18 protein-coding genes are annotated in these 17,198 nt (G+C 73.9%); 5 read left to right on the plus strand and 13 right to left on the minus strand.

Features of this window, described 5'->3' with window-relative positions:
- Positions 1 to 82 precede the first annotated feature (82 nt).
- The gene (locus ACWD1Z_RS03095; RefSeq protein ID WP_451115047.1) at positions 83 to 1,147 is read right to left on the minus strand and encodes a LacI family DNA-binding transcriptional regulator; all 1,065 of its coding nucleotides are present in this window, start codon (positions 1,145 to 1,147) and stop codon (positions 83 to 85) included.
- Between the two features lie 122 nt (positions 1,148 to 1,269).
- Here ACWD1Z_RS03095 and ACWD1Z_RS03100 point away from each other — a divergent pair, with 122 nt between their 5' ends.
- Both ACWD1Z_RS03100 and ACWD1Z_RS03105 read left to right on the plus strand, forming a co-directional pair.
- The gene (locus ACWD1Z_RS03100; protein WP_451115048.1) at positions 1,270 to 3,564 is read left to right on the plus strand and encodes a beta-xylosidase/alpha-l-arabinosidase; all 2,295 of its coding nucleotides are present in this window, start codon (positions 1,270 to 1,272) and stop codon (positions 3,562 to 3,564) included.
- A gap of 18 nt (positions 3,565 to 3,582) precedes the next feature.
- The gene (locus tag ACWD1Z_RS03105; protein ID WP_451115050.1) at positions 3,583 to 4,098 is read left to right on the plus strand and encodes a hypothetical protein; all 516 of its coding nucleotides are present in this window, start codon (positions 3,583 to 3,585) and stop codon (positions 4,096 to 4,098) included.
- On the opposite strand, the gene ACWD1Z_RS03110 is transcribed toward ACWD1Z_RS03105, so the two are convergent.
- Genes ACWD1Z_RS03110 through tsaB form a run of 4 tightly spaced genes read right to left on the minus strand, consistent with a single transcriptional unit; the run spans position 4,049 to position 6,552 of the window.
- Positions 4,049 to 4,306 (minus strand): hypothetical protein, encoded by a 258-nt coding sequence (locus tag ACWD1Z_RS03110; RefSeq protein ID WP_451115052.1) that lies wholly within the window; start codon positions 4,304 to 4,306, stop codon positions 4,049 to 4,051. The two genes, ACWD1Z_RS03105 and ACWD1Z_RS03110, sit on opposite strands and share 50 nt — an antisense overlap.
- Positions 4,303 to 5,388, minus strand: coding sequence for a tRNA (adenosine(37)-N6)-threonylcarbamoyltransferase complex transferase subunit TsaD (gene tsaD / locus ACWD1Z_RS03115; protein WP_451115054.1), 1,086 nt, complete (start codon positions 5,386 to 5,388; stop codon positions 4,303 to 4,305). Before tsaD ends, ACWD1Z_RS03110 begins: the two co-directional genes overlap by 4 nt.
- Positions 5,381 to 5,878, minus strand: a complete 498-nt coding sequence (gene rimI / locus ACWD1Z_RS03120; RefSeq protein WP_451115452.1) for a ribosomal protein S18-alanine N-acetyltransferase — start codon at positions 5,876 to 5,878, stop codon at positions 5,381 to 5,383. The genes tsaD and rimI overlap by 8 nt, the downstream gene beginning before the upstream one ends.
- 17 nt (positions 5,879 to 5,895) lie before the next feature.
- Positions 5,896 to 6,552, minus strand: coding sequence for a tRNA (adenosine(37)-N6)-threonylcarbamoyltransferase complex dimerization subunit type 1 TsaB (gene tsaB, locus ACWD1Z_RS03125; RefSeq protein ID WP_389415399.1), 657 nt, complete (start codon positions 6,550 to 6,552; stop codon positions 5,896 to 5,898).
- A 108-nt stretch (positions 6,553 to 6,660) separates the two neighbouring features.
- Between tsaB and ACWD1Z_RS03130 the strand changes: the two genes are divergently transcribed.
- A complete protein-coding gene (locus tag ACWD1Z_RS03130) occupies positions 6,661 to 7,215 on the plus strand; it encodes a hypothetical protein (RefSeq protein WP_451115055.1) in 555 nt (184 codons plus the stop codon).
- Between the two features lie 3 nt (positions 7,216 to 7,218).
- On the opposite strand, the gene ACWD1Z_RS03135 is transcribed toward ACWD1Z_RS03130, so the two are convergent.
- From ACWD1Z_RS03135 to ACWD1Z_RS03155, 5 genes are all read right to left on the minus strand, one after another.
- A complete protein-coding gene (locus tag ACWD1Z_RS03135) occupies positions 7,219 to 7,377 on the minus strand; it encodes a hypothetical protein (protein WP_451115057.1) in 159 nt (52 codons plus the stop codon).
- Between the two features lie 171 nt (positions 7,378 to 7,548).
- Complete coding sequence (gene tsaE, locus ACWD1Z_RS03140) at positions 7,549 to 8,055, minus strand: tRNA (adenosine(37)-N6)-threonylcarbamoyltransferase complex ATPase subunit type 1 TsaE (RefSeq protein WP_451115059.1); 507 nt, start codon at positions 8,053 to 8,055, stop codon at positions 7,549 to 7,551.
- Positions 8,027 to 9,253 (minus strand): alpha/beta fold hydrolase, encoded by a 1,227-nt coding sequence (locus tag ACWD1Z_RS03145; RefSeq protein ID WP_451115061.1) that lies wholly within the window; start codon positions 9,251 to 9,253, stop codon positions 8,027 to 8,029. Before ACWD1Z_RS03145 ends, tsaE begins: the two co-directional genes overlap by 29 nt.
- Before the next feature lie 21 nt (positions 9,254 to 9,274).
- Positions 9,275 to 10,462: an alanine racemase gene (gene alr / locus ACWD1Z_RS03150; protein ID WP_451115063.1), complete on the minus strand. Its 1,188-nt coding sequence runs from the start codon at positions 10,460 to 10,462 to the stop codon at positions 9,275 to 9,277.
- A 48-nt stretch (positions 10,463 to 10,510) separates the two neighbouring features.
- Positions 10,511 to 11,374, minus strand: a complete 864-nt coding sequence (locus tag ACWD1Z_RS03155) for a L,D-transpeptidase family protein (RefSeq protein ID WP_451115065.1) — start codon at positions 11,372 to 11,374, stop codon at positions 10,511 to 10,513.
- Between the two features lie 97 nt (positions 11,375 to 11,471).
- On the opposite strand from ACWD1Z_RS03155, the gene ACWD1Z_RS03160 reads away from it, so the two are divergent.
- Both ACWD1Z_RS03160 and ACWD1Z_RS03165 read left to right on the plus strand, forming a co-directional pair.
- On the plus strand, positions 11,472 to 11,843 hold the full coding sequence (locus ACWD1Z_RS03160; protein ID WP_250071011.1) for a holo-ACP synthase: 372 nt from the start codon (positions 11,472 to 11,474) through the stop codon (positions 11,841 to 11,843).
- A 22-nt stretch (positions 11,844 to 11,865) separates the two neighbouring features.
- Complete coding sequence (locus tag ACWD1Z_RS03165; RefSeq protein ID WP_451115067.1) at positions 11,866 to 13,305, plus strand: NAD(P)H-hydrate dehydratase; 1,440 nt, start codon at positions 11,866 to 11,868, stop codon at positions 13,303 to 13,305.
- A gap of 15 nt (positions 13,306 to 13,320) precedes the next feature.
- Here ACWD1Z_RS03165 and glmS read toward each other — a convergent pair whose 3' ends face one another.
- The 3 genes from glmS to ACWD1Z_RS03180 form a co-directional block, all read right to left on the minus strand.
- The gene (gene glmS / locus ACWD1Z_RS03170) at positions 13,321 to 15,168 is read right to left on the minus strand and encodes a glutamine--fructose-6-phosphate transaminase (isomerizing) (protein WP_451115069.1); all 1,848 of its coding nucleotides are present in this window, start codon (positions 15,166 to 15,168) and stop codon (positions 13,321 to 13,323) included.
- Positions 15,169 to 15,273: 105 nt separating this feature from the next.
- Positions 15,274 to 16,083: an ABC transporter permease gene (locus ACWD1Z_RS03175; RefSeq protein ID WP_451115070.1), complete on the minus strand. Its 810-nt coding sequence runs from the start codon at positions 16,081 to 16,083 to the stop codon at positions 15,274 to 15,276.
- Positions 16,084 to 16,085: 2 nt separating this feature from the next.
- On the minus strand, positions 16,086 to 17,090 hold the full coding sequence (locus ACWD1Z_RS03180) for an ATP-binding cassette domain-containing protein (RefSeq protein WP_451115072.1): 1,005 nt from the start codon (positions 17,088 to 17,090) through the stop codon (positions 16,086 to 16,088).
- Between the last annotated feature and the right edge of the window lie 108 nt (positions 17,091 to 17,198).

Here is a 17,198-nt window from a genome sequence, read left to right on the forward strand (position 1 = left end):
GTGCCTCCGAAAGTTTCGGTCGTACAACCGACTGGCTTCGGGCAGTGTGGAGGCGGCACGGGACCCCGTCAATACGTTCCCGCTAATCGGCGGGCGGCGCTCCCGTACTGCTGCGCACCACCAGGCTCGTGGCCAGCTCCACCCGGGTCGCCGCCGGATCGCCGTCCTGCTTGGCCAGGTCCAGCACCAGCCGGGCCGCCGCCTCCGCCATCTCGGTCAGCGGCTGCCGTACGGTCGTCAGCGGCGGCCCGACCCAGCGCGCCACCGGCAGATCGTCGAAGCCCACCACGCTCAGGTCCTCCGGGATGCGCAGCCCCAGTTCGCGCGCGGCCTCGTACAGGCCGAGCGCCTGGAGGTCGTTGCCGGCGAAGACCGCGGTCGGCCGGTCCGGGCCGCGCAGCAGCTTCAGGCCCTCGCGGTAGCCGGTCTCGTGGTGGAAGTCGCCGGGCCGGATCAGCGCCGGGTCGACCGGCAGCTCGGCCGTCTCCAGGGCGGCCCGGTAGCCGTCGAGCCGGGCGCGGCTGCACATCATCCGCGAGGGGCCGGTGAGGGCGCCGATCCGGGTGTGCCCCAGCTCGACCAGATGCCGGGTGGCGGCGAGCCCGCCCTGCCAGTTGGTGGCGCCGATGGAGGGCACGTCGGCGCCGGGGTCGCCGGCCGGGTCCATCACCACGAACGGGATGGAACGGCTCATGAGCAGCGCCCGCTGGGAGTCGTCGAGGCCGGACAGCACCAGGATCACCCCGTGCGGACGCCGGGCGGCGACCTGGTCGGCCCAGGTCCGCCCGGGCGTGAGCCGTCCCGCGCTCTCGCTGAGCACCACGCTCAGCCCGGCGTCCCGGGCGACGTTCTCCACCCCGCGGATGACCTCCATCGCCCAGGCGCTCTCCAGCTCGTGGAAGACCAGGTCGATCAGCGGCGACCGGCTCGCCTCGGCCCGCCGGCGCCGGTAGCCGTGGGCGCGCAGCAGCTCCTCGACCCGGCTGCGGGTGGCGGGAGCGACATCGGCTCTGCCGTTGAGGACCTTCGAAACAGTCGGCGCCGAGACGCCGGCCTCCCGGGCGATCTCGGCGAGCGTCGCGCTCTGCGCGGACCGACCTGTCGCGCGGGCTGTCGTCCGCGTTTCCGCGGGCTCGGAGGGTGTCATGGCGGCGATCGTATCCCTGCGCCCCCTCTTGACGAACCCTTCCCGCCGCCCCTAGGTTCCCGGAACATTCGAGGTGAACAACGAAACATTCGCGAGAAGGCGTCCGCCCCGACAGGAGTTCCATGACGACCGCCCCCTGGCGCGACCCCGCCCTGCCCGCCTCCGCCCGCGTCGACGACCTGCTCTCCCGGATGACTCTGCAGGAGAAGACCGCCCAGCTCTACGGCGTGTGGGTGGGCGCCGCCACGGACGGCGACGGGGTCGCCCCGCTGCAACGCGAGATGACCTCCGAGTACGACTGGGACGAGCTGATCACCCACGGCCTCGGCCAGCTCACCCGCTCCTTCGGCACCGCCCCCGTGGACCCGGCGCTCGGCGCGCAGGCGCTGGCCCGCGCCCAGCGCCGGATCGCGGCCGCCGGACGCTTCGGCATCCCCGCCGTCGCCCACGAGGAGTGCCTGGCCGGGTTCACCACCTGGCGGGCCACCGCCTACCCGGTGCCGCTGGCCTGGGGAGCGAGCTTCGACGCCCCGCTGGTCGAGGAGATGGCCCGCCGGATCGGTGAGGACCTGCGCTCGGTCGGCGTCCACCAGGGCCTCGCACCCGTCCTGGACGTCGTCCGCGACCCGCGCTGGGGACGGGTCGAGGAGACGATCGGGGAGGACCCGTATCTGACCGGCACCATCGGCACCGCCTATGTGCGGGGCCTGGAGTCCGCCGGGGTGATCGCCACGCTCAAGCACTTCGCCGGGTACGCCTCCTCGGCGGGCGCCCGCAACCTCGCGCCGGTGCGGGCGGGGGTGCGCGAGTTCGCCGACGTGACGCTGCCGCCGTTCGAGATGGCGCTGCGCGAGGGCGGGGCGCGCAGTGTGATGGCGGCGTACACCGAGACCGACGGCGTCCCCGCCTCGGCGGACCCCGGTCTGCTCACCGGACTGCTGCGCGAGCAGTGGGGGTTCACCGGCACGGTCGTCGCCGACTACTTCGGCATCGGCTTCCTGCGGTCGCTGCACCGCGTGGCGGGCACCGACGCCGAGGCGGCGCACGCGGCCCTCGCCGCCGGGATCGACGTGGAGCTGCCGAGCCTGAAGTGCTACGGCACGCCGCTGCTGGACGCCGTCCGCGCGGGCGAGATCCCCGAGGAGCTGGTGGACCGGGCGGCCCGCCGCGTCCTGCTCCAGAAGTGCGAACTGGGCCTGCTGGACGAGGATTGGGACCCGGAACCGGCCGAGCGCATCGACCTGGACTCCACCGCCAACCGCGCCCTGGCCCGGCGACTGGCCGAGGAGTCGGTGGTGCTGCTGGACAACCCGGAGGGGCTGCTGCCGCTGGCGCCGGACACCCGGATCGCGGTCGTGGGGCCCCGCGCCGCGGACGCCCTGGCGATGCTGGGCTGCTACTCCTTCCCGTCCCATGTCCTCACCCATCACCCCGACGTCCCGATGGGCCTCGGCATCCCGACCGTCCTGGAGGCGCTGCGCACCGAACTCCCCGACGCGAAGGTGACGTTCGCCGAGGGCTGCGGGGTCTCGGACCCCGGCCTCGCGGGCTTCGAGGAGGCGGTCGCGCGGGCGTCCGAGGCGGATGTCTGCCTCGCCGTGCTGGGCGACCGGGCGGGGCTGTTCGGCCGCGGTACCTCGGGCGAGGGCTGCGACGTGAGCGACCTGCGGCTGCCGGGCGTGCAGGGCGAGTTGCTGGACGCGCTGGTGGCGACGGGCGTCCCGGTCGTGCTGGTCCTGCTCACCGGCCGCCCCTACGCGCTCGGCCGCTGGCACGGCCGCCTGGGCGCGGTCGTCCAGGCCTTCTTCCCCGGCGAGGAGGGCGGTCCGGCGGTCGCCGGAGTGCTCTCGGGCCGGGTGAACCCCTCCGGACGCCTCCCGGTGAGCGTCCCCCGGGCGCCGGGCGGGCAGCCGTGGACGTATCTCCAGCCGCCGCTGGGCCTCGCGGGCGAGGTCAGCAACCTGGACCCGACCCCGCTGTACGCGTTCGGCCACGGACGCTCGTACACCCGCTTCGCCTGGGAGTCCGACGCGGCGGACACGGAGATCGGCACGGACGGCTCGTACGAGATGAGCGTGACCGTCCGCAACACCGGCGACCGCGCGGGCGCGGAGGTCGTGCAGCTGTACCTGCACGATCCGGTGGCCTCGGTGACCCGTCCGGACGTCCGGCTGATCGGCTACCAGCGGCTGGAGCTGGCGCCCGGCGAGGCCCGGCAGGTGACCTTCCGCTTCCACGCGGACCTGTCGGCCTTCACGGACCGCTCGCACGCGAAGGTGGTCGAACCCGGCGTGCTGGAACTACGGTTGGGCACGTCCAGCGCGGAGACACTGCACACGGCACGCCTGACCCTGACCGGCCCGCCGCGGACGCTCGGCCCCGACCGGCGGCTGGTCTGCGAGACGGTGGTGTCCTGAGCCCTGGGGAGGGGCCGGATGGACCGGTACGTCCACCACGAACTGCGGTCCGTCGGCACGGCGTCGGCCACCGTCGCGGTCTGTGTGCCGGTGACGGCCGGGGTCCACGGGGCGCCGCTCGACGCGGGCGGCCTGGGGCTGTTCGCGGCCGCTCTCCTCGGGTTCGCGGTGCTGTGCACGCTCGCGCAGGCGTCCCGGATCAGATGGCTGAGCGAGGTGCTGGACTTCGAGGCGGCGGAGCCCCTGGCGACGCCGCCCGCCGCGGCGCCGCTGCTCCGGCATCCGGTCAACTGGTGGCTGTTCACCGTGATGACGGCCGGGACGCTCGGCGCCGCGCTCGCCTGGGAGCCGGTCGCGGCCGTGTTCCCGCTGTGGCCGGCGGCGGCCTGGCTGGGTCAGGCCTGGCTGGCCGACGGCTGGGAGCGCCGCCACGGCAAGGTGCTGTGGCGGGGCCACGACCCCGACCGGCCGGGGCGTCTGGCGGTCAGCCCTCGTCCACTGCCTCGAACCGCCACCGGTGCACCGCCCGAGTGACCAGCTCACCGTCCGGCTCGGGCAGTTCCGGCAGGACGGCGTCGTAGTCGCCGTCCCACCAGGTGATGACCAGCACCCGGTCCGCCGGGGCCCGGAAGGTCTCCCTTCGCAGCGGAGGCTCGGCGAGTTGCTGCCGGGCGACCCAGGCCAGCAGCTCCGCGCCCCGGCCCTCGGCCGCCCGCGCCTCCCACATCAGCGCGACCGTCACGGGTAGAGGTTCCCCTTGCTGACCTCGTGCACATGGTCGTGTGCCGGCACGTGCGGGTCGGTCACCGGCAGCGAGGAGTCGGCGGACAGGTCCCAGCCGGAGGCCGGCCGGCCCCGCGCGACCATCTCCGCGCCGAGGGCGGCGACCATGGCGCCGTTGTCCGTGCACAGCTTCGGACGCGGCACCCGCAGCCGGATCCCGGCCGCCTCGCAGCGCTCCTGGGCCAGCGCCCGGAGCCGGGAGTTGGCGGCGACCCCGCCGCCGATCATCAGGTGGTCGACGCCCTCGTCCTTGCAGGCCCGCACGGCCTTGCGGGTCAGCACGTCCACGACCGCCTCCTGGAAGGAGGCCGCCACGTCCCGCACCGGCACGTCCTCCCCCGCGGCCCGCTTGGCCTCGATCCAGCGGGCCACGGCCGTCTTCAGCCCGGAGAAGGAGAAGTCGTACGCCGGATCGCGGGGCCCGGTGAGCCCGCGCGGGAAGGCGATGGAGGCGGGGTCGCCCTCGCGCGCGTACCGGTCGATGACCGGGCCGCCGGGGAAGCCCAGGTTCAGCACCCGGGCGATCTTGTCGAAGGCCTCGCCGGCCGCGTCGTCGATGGTGGCGCCCATCGGCCGGACGTCGGAGGTGATGTCGCTCGACAGCAGCAGGGAGGAGTGCCCGCCGGACACCAGCAGCGCCATCGTCGGCTCGGGCAGCGGGCCGTGCTCCAGCTGGTCCACGCAGATGTGCGAGGCGAGGTGGTTCACGCCGTAGAGCGGCTTGCCGAGCGCGTAGGCGTACGCCTTCGCCGCCGAGACCCCGACGAGCAGGGCACCGGCGAGGCCGGGGCCGGCGGTCACGGCGATCCCGTCCAGGTCGCGGGCGGTGATGCCCGCCTCCTTCAGCGCGCGGTCGATGGTCGGCACCATCGCCTCCAGATGGGCCCGGGAGGCGACCTCGGGGACCACTCCGCCGAAGCGGGCGTGCTCGTCGACGCTGGAGGCGATGGCGTCGGCCAGCAGGGTTGTCCCGCGCACGATGCCGACGCCGGTCTCGTCGCAGGAGGTCTCGATCCCCAGGACCAGGGGTTCGTCAGCCATGGATCTCTGTTCCTTGTTCTGAGGCGGGGCCCGCGGCGGAGCCGCCCGTGGAGTCGGTGTTCAGGCGCATCACGAGGGCGTCCACATTGCCCGGCTGGTAGTAGCCGCGCCGGAAGCCGATGGCCTCGAAGCCGTAGCGCTCGTAGAGCTTCTGGGCGCGGACGTTGTCGATCCGGCACTCCAGCATCACTTCGGCGCAGTCGAAGGCGGTGGCCGCCCGCAGCAGCTCGGTCAGCAGCCGCCCGCCGAGGCCGGTGCCCCAGTGGTCGCGGGCGACGGCGATGGTCTGGACGTCGGCGAGGTCGCCGGAGGCGGAGAGGCCGGCATAGCCGACGATCCGCTCGCCCGCGACGGCCACGAGATACCGCCGGGTCGCCCCGGCACCGCGGGCGTGGGCCAGCTCGGACCAGAACATCCCGCGGGACCAGGCGTCCTCGGGGAAGAGGTCCTTCTCCAGCTCCAGCACCGGATCGATGTCCCACCAGCGCATCTCGCGCAGCACCGCTGTCACTTGGGGGTGACCACCTTGTAGTTCTTGGGGACCTGGGCGTCGGGCCTGCGCAGGTAGAGCGGTCTGGGCGCGGGGAGTTCCTCGCCCGCCGCCAGCCGCTCGGCGGCCAGCGCGGCGAGCGCCGCCGCCGACACGTGCTCGGGTTCGTGGGCGCGCGGGAAGGTCTCGGGGTACAGCAGCGCGCCGGCCCCGACCGCGGGCAGGCCCGCGACCCGCTCGGCGATCTCGGCGGGCCGGTCGACCGCCGGGTCGGTCAGGCGGGTGCGGGAGTCGGCGTACGTGGCCCAGTAGACCTCCTTGCGCCGGGCGTCGGTGGCCACCACGAAGGGGCCCTCGGCGATGTCGGCGGCGTAGGCGAGGCCGTCGAGGGTGCACACGCCGTGCACGGGGACGCCGAGCGCGAGCCCGAAGGTGTCGGCGGTCATCAGACCGACCCGCAGCCCGGTGTACGGGCCGGGCCCGGTCCCTACGACGACGCCGGTGACGGCGTCGAGCTTCAGCCCCGCCTCGGCGAGTACGCGGTCGACGGCCGGCAGCAGCAGTTCGCCGTGCCGGCGGGCGTCCACCTGGCTCGACGAGGCGATGACGTCCGTCCCGTCGTGCAGCGCGACGGTGACGGCGGGCGTGGCGGTATCCAGAGCGAGCAAGAGCACGCAAACAGCCTACGGCTCCCCGCGCCGCCGCACGGCCGCCCGGGAGGAGCGGTCACCGGCTGCTACGGTCGCCGGGAAGCGCGACGTACGACAAAGAGGTGGGCGACGGTGGCAAGCAGCAGCTCCGGATTCGTGGCCGGGCTCACCACGGCGGCCCTGGTCACCGTCGGCTACTTCGCCTATCAGGCCTCGGTGAACGTCCCGGCCGACCTGGGCCGTCCGGACGCCGGCAGCACCCCCGCGGCGGCCGCCTCCAAGGCGCCCCGCGACCAGCGCAACCCGGCCGCCCTGCCCGCCGGGTCCGGCAAGGGTGAACGGGTGGTGTACTCGGTGGACGACGACCGGGTCTGGCTGGTCGGCGCGGGCGACAAGGTCAAGCGGACCTTCAAGGTGGACCCCGGCACGGTGGACCCGGCGCCGGGCGTCTACGCGGTCACCTCCCGCTCGAACGCGATCACCGGAACGGACGGCGTCCCGGTCGAGCACGTGGTCCGCTTCACCAGCGTGGGCGGTGTCGCCATCGGCTTCAGCGCGGCGGTCGACGACACGGCCGGGGCCCCGGGCGCGGCGGCCCGCACGGGCGGCATCCGCGAGACCCGGGCGGACGGCGACGCGATGTGGGACTTCGCGACGATCGGACAGAAGGTCGTCGTGATCCGCTGACCCTCAGGCCGCCTTGCGCTCCCGCTGTGGCGGAGCCTTCGGTTCCGGGGCGCGGGGCGGGGTGGACACGGCGGTTGCCGCGGCGCATGCCGCCAGCAGGTCGCGCATGGACACTCCGGGCAGCGGACGCGGCTGCGTCGCGTCCCGTTCCGTGACCGACATGGACGCCTCCTGGGAGCCGGGGGCAGACGTAGTTAGGTACGCCTAACTACGGGCTGGGTACCATGTGACCACGCCCGGGACGGCGAACGCAATATTTTCCCGACGTCTTGTCGGAATGTTCACGGAGACCTCGTCCGCGGAGACCTCGTCCGCGGAGGCCTCGGGCGGGGCTCAGGCGGACAGCGCCGGCAGTCCCGCCTCGGCCCAGCGCTTCCCGAGCCCGGTCACCGTCACCTGCCGTACCTCGTCGGTCGTGTCGCCGACGGCCCGGTGGATGACGATCTGGAGCCGTTCGTCGGTCAGCTCCTCGACCTTGCCCTCGCCCCACTCCACGACGATCACCGAGTCCGGCAGCGACACGTCGAGGTCGAGGTCCTCCATCTCGTCGAGCCCGCCGCCGAGGCGGTACGCGTCGACGTGGACGAGCGGCGGCCCCTCCCCGAGCGAGGGATGGACGCGCGCGATGACGAACGTCGGGGAGGTGACGGCGCCCCGGACCCCGAGCCCTTCCCCGAGCCCCCGGGTCAGGGTCGTCTTGCCCGCGCCGAGCTCCCCGCTGAGCATCACGAGGTCCCCGGCGCGCAGCAGCTTGGCGAGCCGGCGGCCGAGCTCCCGCATCTGCTCGGGAGACGTGACCGTCAGCTCGGTCTCAGCCTGGTTGTGCGGTACTGCTTCCATAGCCACCCACGGTAGCGCCCGCCGGCACCGCCCCCGCGCGGGTGAGCAGGTCGGCGAGACGGTCGGTGACCACTTCCGGGTGTTCCAGCATCACCAGATGCCCGGCGTCCGGCACGAGCACCAGTTCGGCGTCGGGGAGCAGATCGGCGATGGCCTCGCTGTGCTCGCTCGGTGTGACCAGGTCCTTGACCCCGGCCAGCACCAGCACCGGCAGGTCCGCGAAGTGGACGAGCGCCTCGGTCTTGTCGTGGTCGGCGAAGGCCGGGTAGTACTCGGCGACGACGTCGATCGGCGTGCCCTCGATCATCCGCTCGGCGAACCGCGCCACCGCCGGGTCGACGTCCCGGGAGGCGAAGGAGTACCGCTTGATGATCCCGGCGAACAGATCGGCGGTGGCCCGGCGCCCCTTCTCCACCAGCTCGGCCCGCTGCCCCAGCGCCTTCAGCACACCGGGGAGCACGCGCCGCACGGCGTTGACGCCCGCGACGGGCAGCCCGAAGTTGACCTCGCCGAGCCGCCCCGACGACGTACCGACCAGAGCGACGGCGACCACCCGGTCCCGGATCAGCTCGGGGAACTGGTCGGCCAGCGCCATGACGGTCATCCCGCCCATGGAGTGCCCGACGAGCACGACCGGCCCCTCCGGCACGGCCGCGTCGATGACGGCCTTCAGGTCCCGGCCGAGCTGCTCGATGTCGACCGGTATTCCGTCACGCACCTGCGCGGCGCCCCGCGCGGAGCGGCCGTGGCTGCGCTGGTCCCAGTGCACGGTCCGGACGACGCCGCGCAGCGCCGCCCGCTGGAAGTGCCAGGAGTCCTGGCTGAGGCAGTAGCCGTGGCTGAAGACGACCGTGACGGGAGCCGGGGCCTTGCGTCCGAAGAGGCGGCGCCGGCGGGGGGCGGAGCCGCCCTCGGGCTCCACGTCGTCGACCTCGTAGTACAGCTCGGTGCCGTCGTCGGAGACGGCCTTGCCGGGCATGCCGCGCAGCGCGCCGTAGGGGCCCGCCGAGTCGAGCGCGAGACGGGCCTTCTGCCGCATCCCCCGGCCGACGGTGAGCCGCTCTATGGCGACCCCGGCGGCGGCGCCCGCGGCGACCACGCCTATCGCGGCGCCCGCGAATCCCGTCGCGCGGCGCCAGGCGCCGGCGGAGGCGACGGCCGCGACGGCCGCGACGCCCTCCGCACTGCTCTCGCTCACGTACCGCTCCTCTTCGCCGGACTACTGCTGCCCGTCAGTCTGGCTCTCGTTCACATAGACGCGCGGAACACGGGTGCCGATCCGGGTGACGATCTCGTACGCGATGGTGCCGGCGGCCTGCGCCCAGTCCTCGGCGGTGGGTTCACCGCCGTCACCGGGCCCGAAGAGCACCGCGCGCGCACCCGGCTCGGGTTCGTCGCCGCCCAGGTCCACGACGAACTGGTCCATCGCCACCCGCCCCGCGATCGTCCGCCACTTGCCGCCGACCAGCACGGGGCCGGCGGAGGAGGCGTGCCGCGGGACTCCGTCCGCATACCCGACGGGGATGAGCCCGAGGGTGGTCGCACCGGCGGTGGTGTAGGTGTGCCCGTAGCTGACGCCGTGGCCGCCGGGCACCTGCTTGACGAGCGCCACGGACGCGGACAGCGTCATCGCGGGCCGCAGCCCGAAGTCGGCCGGGCTGCCCAGCTCGGGGCTGGGCGAGACGCCGTAGACCGCGATGCCCGGCCGCACCAGGTCGAAGTGGCTGTCGGGGCGGGTGAGCGTGGCCGGCGAGTTGGCGATGTGCCGCACCTCGGGGCGCACGCCCCGCTCCTCGGCGTACCCGGTCATCTCGCGGAAGCGGGCGAGCTGGGCGTCGATGGAGGGGTGTCCCGGTTCGTCGGCGCAGGCGAAGTGCGACCACAGGCCGGTCACCTTCAGCAGCCCGTCCCCTTCGGCGGCGAGCGCCTCCCGGACCAGCTCGGCCCAGTCCTCGCCCGGCTGGCAGCCGCCGCGCCCGAGGCCGGTGTCGGCCTTGAGCTGCGCACGGGCCGGCCGGCCCGCCTCGCGGGCCGCGGCCGTGACCTCGCGCAGGGCCCACAGGTCGCTCACCGAGACGTCGAGGCGGGCCTCGATGGCCTCCCGCCAGGGCCCGCCCGGGGTCCACAGCCAGCACATGATCCGGACGTCGTCCGGCAGCCGCCCCTTCGCCCGCAGCACGAGGGCCTCCTCGGGCGTGGCGGTGCCGAGCCAGGTCGCCCCCGCCTCGACGGCCGCGCGGGCGCACGGCAGCGCGCCGTGGCCGTAGGCGTCGGACTTCACGACGGCCATCAGGGCCGCGTCCGGCGCGAGGGCGCGCAGGGCCCGCACATTGGCCCGCACGGCGGCCAGATCGATCTCGGCGCGGGCCCGCAGGGGGGCGGTCCGCAGGGCAGCAGTTTCAGTCATGGCGCCCTCAGTCTCTCAGAGGGGTCCGACGGCCCGGTCGAGCCCCGGTCAGCTGCCGGGGCGACGGCCCCAGGCGTACACCCGGTCCCCCTTCTTCAGTACGTTCCACAGCTTCCGGGCGTCCCCGAGGCGCAGATTGACGCATCCCATGGAGCCGACGGTGGTGAAGATCGACCCGTAGACGGCGTGGAAGGCCTGGCCGCCGCTGAAGAACTGCGCGTAGGGCATGGGCTGGTGGTACAGCGTGGACACGTGGTTCTTGTGCTTCCAGTAGACCGTGTGCCATCCGGTACGGGTCCGGTACCCGGCCCGGCCGCTGCGCATGGGCACCGGCCCGTACACGACCCTCTTCCCCTTCTGCACCCAGGTCAGCTGGCGGCTGAGGTCGACGCAGGCGACGCGGTAGGACCGCACCGGGCACTTCCCGGCGGCGTTGGGGTTCTTGCGCGCGCCGACGAGCTGCATGGTGGCCCAGGTGACGGGTCCCGCGAAGCCGATGGCGGGCTTGATCCGGTGCTTGAGCTGGAAGGCCCGGATGGCCCGGCAGTCGGCGGCGGACTGCTTCCCGTCCGCTTTCCGCTTCAGCCACCGTTCGACCTGCCGCTGATAGGGCCCGGTCCGCTTGCTGCACGTGACCCGGGCGACGGCGTCCCCGAGGGGCACGTACTCGACCGGGTCGTAGGCTCCCTCGGCGGCCTCCCGCGGCTCGACGGCGTCCTCGCGGGCGCTGGGCGTGTACACCACCGGCGGCAGGATCTGGTCGGGCGTGTCCGTCACCCACACCCTGGGCGCCACGCCGGGCACCAACTCCCCCTCCGGGCCGGGCGCGGCGGCCGCGCTCCCCACCGGCAGCACACACGCCGCCGCCATCACCACCGCGACACCCCGACCTGCCATACGCGAGCTGATCATGCGATCAGCGAACCGCGCACCCGGACCGCCCGGAGCGTGCCGCGCGGCGGGGTCACCCGGACGTACGCACCACGGCCCCGGCCGTAGGGTGCTCGGCATGAGCATCATCGGGGTCGGTATCGACGTGGCGGAGATCGACCGTTTCGCGGCTTCCCTGGAACGCACGCCCGGGATGGCCCGACGGCTGTTCCTGGACAGCGAGTTGCTGCTGCCGAGCGGGGAGCGGCGGGGGGTCGCCTCGCTGGCGGCGCGGTTCGCGGCGAAGGAGGCGCTGGCCAAGGCGCTGGGCGCCCCGGCGGGCCTGCTCTGGACGGACGCGGAGGTCTTCGTCGAGGACAGCGGCCGGCCGCGGCTGCGGGTGACGGGGACGGTGGCGGCCCGGGCGGCGGAACTCGGCGTGCGGTCCTGGCATGTGTCGCTCAGTCATGACGCGGGGGTGGCCTCCGCGGTGGTGGTCGCGGAAGGCTGAGGGGCGCGGGAGACTCGACGGCATGCGTACTGCGTACAGCGTGGAGACGGTCAGGGCGGCGGAACGGGACCTCATGGCGCGGCTGCCGGAGGGGGCGCTGATGCAGCGGGCGGCGGCGGGCCTCGCCGCGGCCTGCGCGGACCTCCTCGGCCGGGTCTACGGCAGCCGCGTCGTACTCCTGGTCGGCAGCGGCGACAACGGCGGCGACGCGCTGTGGGCCGGTGCCCGCCTGGCCCGGCGCGGCGCGGGGGTCACGGCGGTGCTGCTGGCGCCGGAGCGGGCCCACGCGGGCGGGCTCGCGGCCCTGCGCGGGGCGGGCGGAAGCGTGACCGGCACCGATGCCGCGGTGCCGCTGATCGAGCGGGCGGACCTGGTGCTGGACGGCATCGTCGGGATCGGCGGCAAGGGCGGGCTGCGCCCGGACGCGGCACCGCTGGCCGAGGCCGCCGCCCGGTCCCGGGCCGCCGTGGTCGCCGTGGACCTGCCGAGCGGGGTCGACGCGGACACCGGCCAGGTGCGGGGGCCGGCGGTCCGTGCCGACCTGACCGTCACCTTCGGCACCCACAAGCCGGGCCTGCTGATCGATCCGGCGCGGGAGTACGCCGGTGCGGTCCGGCTGGTCGACATCGGGCTGCACCTGCCGGAGTCGGCCGCACTGGAGGCGTTGCAGCACGCGGACGTGGCGCGGCTGCTGCCGGTGCCGGGGGCGGAGAGCGACAAGTACCGGCGGGGCGTGGTCGGCATCGCGGCCGGGTCCGCGCGGTACCCGGGGGCGGCGGTGCTGGCGGTCGCGGGCGCGCTGCGCGGCGGTGCCGGAGCCGTGCGGTACGTCGGCCCGGCCGGGGACGCGGTGCTCGCCCGCTTCCCCGAGACCCTCGTCTCGGACCGGGGTCCGCGGAAGGCCGGCCGGGTCCAGGCCTGGGTGGTGGGCCCGGGCGCCGGGGACGACGCGGCGACGGTGGCGGAGGTGCTGGAGGCGGACGTACCCCTCCTGATCGACGCGGACGGACTGCGCCTGGCGGACCGTCAGGCGGTACGGGAGCGCACGGCACCGACCCTGATGACTCCGCACGCCGGGGAGGCGGCGGCGCTCCTCGGCGTCGCGCGGGAGGAGGTCGAGGGGGCCCGGCTGTCGGCGGTACGGGAGCTGGCGGCCCGGTACCGGGCGACGGTGCTGCTGAAGGGCTCGACGACGCTGGTGGCGGACCCGGAGGCGGCGGCGCCGGTCCGGGTGAACGCGACCGGCACGCCCTGGCTGGCCACGGCGGGCAGCGGTGACGTGCTGTCGGGGCTGTCCGGCTCCCTGCTGGCCGCGGGGCTCCCGGCGCGGGACGCGGGCAGCGTGGCCGCGTACCTGCACGGCCTGGCGGGACGGTACGCGGCGGACGGGGCGCCGGTCGGGGCGCACGACGTGGCGGAGGGGATCGCCCGGGCGTGGCGCGACGTACGGGCGGCCCCCTGACCGCCCGGGGTCGAACTACTCCACCGTCACCGACTTGGCCAGGTTCCGGGGCTGGTCCACCTCGTTGCCCCGGGCCGTGGCCAGCTCGCACGCGAACACCTGCAGCGGCACCGTCGCCACCAGCGGCTGAAGCAGCGTCGGCGTCACCGGGATGCGGATCAGATGGTCGGCGTACGGCACCACCGCCTCGTCCCCCTCCTCCGCGATCACGATCGTCCGCGCGCCCCGGGCCCTGATCTCCTGGATGTTGGACACGATCTTGTCGTGCAGGACCGACCGCCCCCGCGGGGACGGGACGACCACCACGACCGGCAGGTCGTCCTCGATCAGCGCGATCGGCCCGTGCTTCAGCTCACCCGCCGCGAAGCCCTCCGCATGCATGTAGGCGAGCTCCTTCAGCTTCAGCGCGCCCTCCAGCGCCACCGGGTAGCCCACGTGCCGGCCCAGGAACAGGACCGTGTTCTTGGCGGCCAGGGAGCGGGCCAGCGCGCGCACGGGTTCCATGGTCTCCAGGACCTGCTCCACCGCGCCGGAGATCTCCGCCAGGTCCCGGACCACCGCCCGGATCTCGTCGCCCCACTTGGTGCCGCGCACCTGGCCCAGGTAGAGGGCCACCAGGTAGCAGGCCACCAGCTGGGTCAGGAAGGCCTTCGTCGAGGCGACCGCCACCTCCGGCCCCGCGTGCGTGTACAGCACCGCGTCCGACTCGCGCGAGATCGTCGAGCCGTTGGTGTTGCAGATCGCCAGCACCCGGGAGCCCTGCTCACGGGCGTGCCGCAGCGCCATCAGCGTGTCCATGGTCTCCCCGGACTGGGAGATCGCGATGACCAGGGACCGCGCGTCCAGGATCGGGTCCCGGTAGCGGAACTCGCTGGCCAGCTCCACCTCGCAGGGGAGCCGCGTCCAGTGCTCGATGGCGTACTTGGCGATCAGCCCCGCGTGGAAGGCCGTACCGCAGGCCACCACGACGACCTTGTCGATCTCCCGCAGCTCGCTCGCCGGGATCCGCAGCTCGTCCAGGGTCAGCGAGCCGGTGCCGTCGATGCGGCCGAGCAGGGTGTCGGCGACCGCCTTGGGCTGCTCGGCGATCTCCTTGAGCATGAAGTAGTCGTAGCCGCCCTTCTCGGCGGCCGAGGCGTCCCAGTCGACGTGGTACGAGCGGACCTCGGCCGGGCTGCCGTCGAAGCCGGTCACCGTGACGCCGTCGCGGCGCAGTTCCACGACCTGGTCCTGGCCCAGTTCGATCGCGGAACGGGTGTGGGCGATGAAGGCGGCCACGTCGGAGGCGAGGAACGCCTCGCCCTCCCCCACGCCCACCACCAGCGGCGAGTTCCGGCGGGCGCCGATGACCACGTCCGGCTCGTCCGCGTGCACCGCGACCAGCGTGAACGCCCCCTCCAGCCGCCGGCACACCAGCCGCATGGCCTCCGCGAGGTCGGCGCAGGAGGAGAACTCCTCCGCGAGCAGATGCGCCACGACCTCGGTGTCCGTCTCGGAGGCCAGCTCGTGGCCCCGCTCCGCCAGTTCGGCCCGCAGCGCCGCGAAGTTCTCGATGATGCCGTTGTGGACGACGGCCACGCGCCCGGCATTGTCCAGGTGCGGATGCGCGTTCGTGTCCGTGGGTCCGCCGTGGGTCGCCCAGCGGGTGTGCCCGATGCCGGTGGAACCGCTCGGCAGCGGGCGGTCGACGAGTTCCTTCTCCAGGTTGACGAGCTTGCCGGCCCTCTTCGCGGCGGCCAGCCCGCCGTCCGCGAGCACGGCCACGCCCGCCGAGTCGTAGCCCCGGTACTCCAGTCGCTTCAGCCCGGCCATCACGACATCGAGCGCCGACTGCGACCCCACGTATCCCACGATTCCGCACATGAACGGCAGCCTACGATCGAATCGATCGCCAAAGCGGTCACCGCGTGCCCGATTCCGGAAATTTCCGCGCCCTGTTCCCTCATGTCTTGGCCCGGTACGCCCGCATCATGTCTTCGCCCGGTACGCCCGCATCGCCAGCGGATAGAACACCAGCGCTATCCCGGCCGCCCACAGCAGCGACCACAGCACCGGCTCCGCCACCGGCCCGCCGAGCAGCAACCCCCGGAAGGCGTCCGAGAGATGGGTCACCGGGTTGACGTCGCTCCACGCCTGGAGCCACCCCGGCATCGTGTCCACCCGGACGAACGCGCTGCTGGTGAAGGTGACCGGGAAGATCAGGGTGAACGCGAACGCCTGCACCTTCTCCGCGTCCCCCGCCAGCATCCCGATCAGCACCGCGCACCACGACACCGCCGCCGCGAACACGATCACCAGCAGGGTGCCGAGCAGGAAGCCGTCGAGCCCGCCCGTGACCCGGAAGCCGAGCAGCAGCCCGAGCCCGATCATCAGCAGCAGCGCCCACAGGTGCTTGGCGAGGTCGGCGGTGATCCGGCCGATCAGCGGCGCCGAGCGGGCTATCGGCAGGCTGCGCAGCCGGTCGAAGACGCCCTTGGTGAGATCCGTGTTGAGCGCCATCGCCGTGTACATCGTCATGAACAGGGTGTTCTGCACGATGATCCCGGGCAGCGCGTACTTCAGGTACGCCTCGGGCGACCCGGCCATCTGCCCGCCCAGGACATAGGTGAACAGGAACACGAACATGATCGGCGTGATGCTGTAGTCGACCAGTTCGAGCGGGTTGTGCTTGACCGCGACCAGGCTGCGCCAGGCCATGGTGAAGGTCTGCTGGAGGCCGGCGAGCGGCCGCACCCGGCCCGACTTCGTGAGGGGTGCCGTGACGGTGGTGGCGGCCATGATCAGTTCACCGCCCGCGCCGGCTCGGTGTCCTCGCGGACCGACCCGCCGCCGTCCTCCTCCGGTGCGCCCTCGGGCTCGGCGCGGTGGCCGGTCAGCGCCAGGAACACCTCGTCCAGCGAGGAGCGGCGCAGCGCCAGCTCGCCCACCGCTATGCCCTCCCGGTCGAGCGTGCGGACCACGGCCGGCATCAGCTCGGGGTCCTTCACCGGGGCCGTGACCGTCTCGCCCTCGATCTGGGTCTGGGCGCCGGCCGCCTCGGCCACCAGCGCGTGCACCCGCCCCAGCTCCCGCGCGGCCAGCGGCCGCACCTGCAGCACCTGACCGCCGACCTGGGACTTCAGCTGGTCCGGGGTGCCCTCGGCGATCACCCGGCCCTTGTCGATCACCACGATGTCGTCGGCGAGCACATCGGCCTCGTTCAGATACTGCGTGGTCAGCAGGGCGGTCGCGCCGTCCGCGACCAGGCCCCGCAGCAGGTCCCACAGCTCCCCTCGGCTGTGCGGGTCCAGACCGGTCGTGGGCTCGTCGAGGAAGAGGATGCTGGGCCGGCCCACCAGGCTCGCGGCGAGGTCGAGCCGCCGTCGCATGCCTCCGGAGTACGTCTTCACCGCCCGCCCGGCCGCGTCCGTCAGCTGGAAGCGCTCCAGCAGTTCCCGCGCCCGCGCCTTCGCCTCGCGCCGCGGCAGGCCCAGCAAACGGCCGATGAGCAGCAGATTCTCCGTGCCCGTCAGGTTCTCGTCCACGGCGGCGTACTGCCCGGTCAGGCCGACCAGCGCGCGCACGGTCCCCGCCTCCCGCACCACGTCGTACCCGGCGACCCGGGCCCGGCCGCCGTCCGGCCGGAGCAGCGTCGCGAAGATCCGCACGGCCGTGGTCTTCCCCGCCCCGTTGGGCCCCAGCAGCCCGAGCACCGAGCCCTGCCGGGCCGCCAGATCGACCCCGGCCAGCGCCTCGGTCTCCCGGAACCGCTTGACCAGCCCTTCCGCCTCGATCGCGTATGTCATGGCTCACCCCTCGGGGGTCGGTGGACCCCGGCCTGGGCCCACCTCTCCCACAACTGTGACGCACGCCACTGACATTCCCCGTCTTGTCCCGGTTCGCCCGGAAATCCC

Source organism: Streptomyces sp. NPDC002784, from assembly GCF_053592135.1.

Excerpts from the sequence above, each read along its gene's own strand:
- alr (WP_451115063.1), bottom strand. The coding sequence starts at position 10,462 with ATGACTGAAACTGCTGCCCTGCGGACCGCCCCCCTGCGGGCCCGCGCC.
- glmS (WP_451115069.1), bottom strand. The coding sequence starts at position 15,168 with ATGTGCGGAATCGTGGGATACGTGGGGTCGCAGTCGGCGCTCGATGTC.
- ACWD1Z_RS03175 (WP_451115070.1), bottom strand. The coding sequence starts at position 16,083 with ATGGCCGCCACCACCGTCACGGCACCCCTCACGAAGTCGGGCCGGGTG.
- ACWD1Z_RS03095 (WP_451115047.1), bottom strand. The coding sequence starts at position 1,147 with ATGACACCCTCCGAGCCCGCGGAAACGCGGACGACAGCCCGCGCGACA.
- tsaE (WP_451115059.1), bottom strand. The coding sequence starts at position 8,055 with ATGGAAGCAGTACCGCACAACCAGGCTGAGACCGAGCTGACGGTCACG.
- ACWD1Z_RS03160 (WP_250071011.1), top strand. The coding sequence starts at position 11,472 with ATGAGCATCATCGGGGTCGGTATCGACGTGGCGGAGATCGACCGTTTC.
- ACWD1Z_RS03155 (WP_451115065.1), bottom strand. The coding sequence starts at position 11,374 with ATGATCAGCTCGCGTATGGCAGGTCGGGGTGTCGCGGTGGTGATGGCG.
- ACWD1Z_RS03105 (WP_451115050.1), top strand. The coding sequence starts at position 3,583 with ATGGACCGGTACGTCCACCACGAACTGCGGTCCGTCGGCACGGCGTCG.
- rimI (WP_451115452.1), bottom strand. The coding sequence starts at position 5,878 with ATGCGCTGGTGGGACATCGATCCGGTGCTGGAGCTGGAGAAGGACCTC.
- ACWD1Z_RS03135 (WP_451115057.1), bottom strand. The coding sequence starts at position 7,377 with ATGTCGGTCACGGAACGGGACGCGACGCAGCCGCGTCCGCTGCCCGGA.
- ACWD1Z_RS03100 (WP_451115048.1), top strand. The coding sequence starts at position 1,270 with ATGACGACCGCCCCCTGGCGCGACCCCGCCCTGCCCGCCTCCGCCCGC.
- ACWD1Z_RS03180 (WP_451115072.1), bottom strand. The coding sequence starts at position 17,090 with ATGACATACGCGATCGAGGCGGAAGGGCTGGTCAAGCGGTTCCGGGAG.
- ACWD1Z_RS03165 (WP_451115067.1), top strand. The coding sequence starts at position 11,866 with ATGCGTACTGCGTACAGCGTGGAGACGGTCAGGGCGGCGGAACGGGAC.
- tsaD (WP_451115054.1), bottom strand. The coding sequence starts at position 5,388 with ATGGCTGACGAACCCCTGGTCCTGGGGATCGAGACCTCCTGCGACGAG.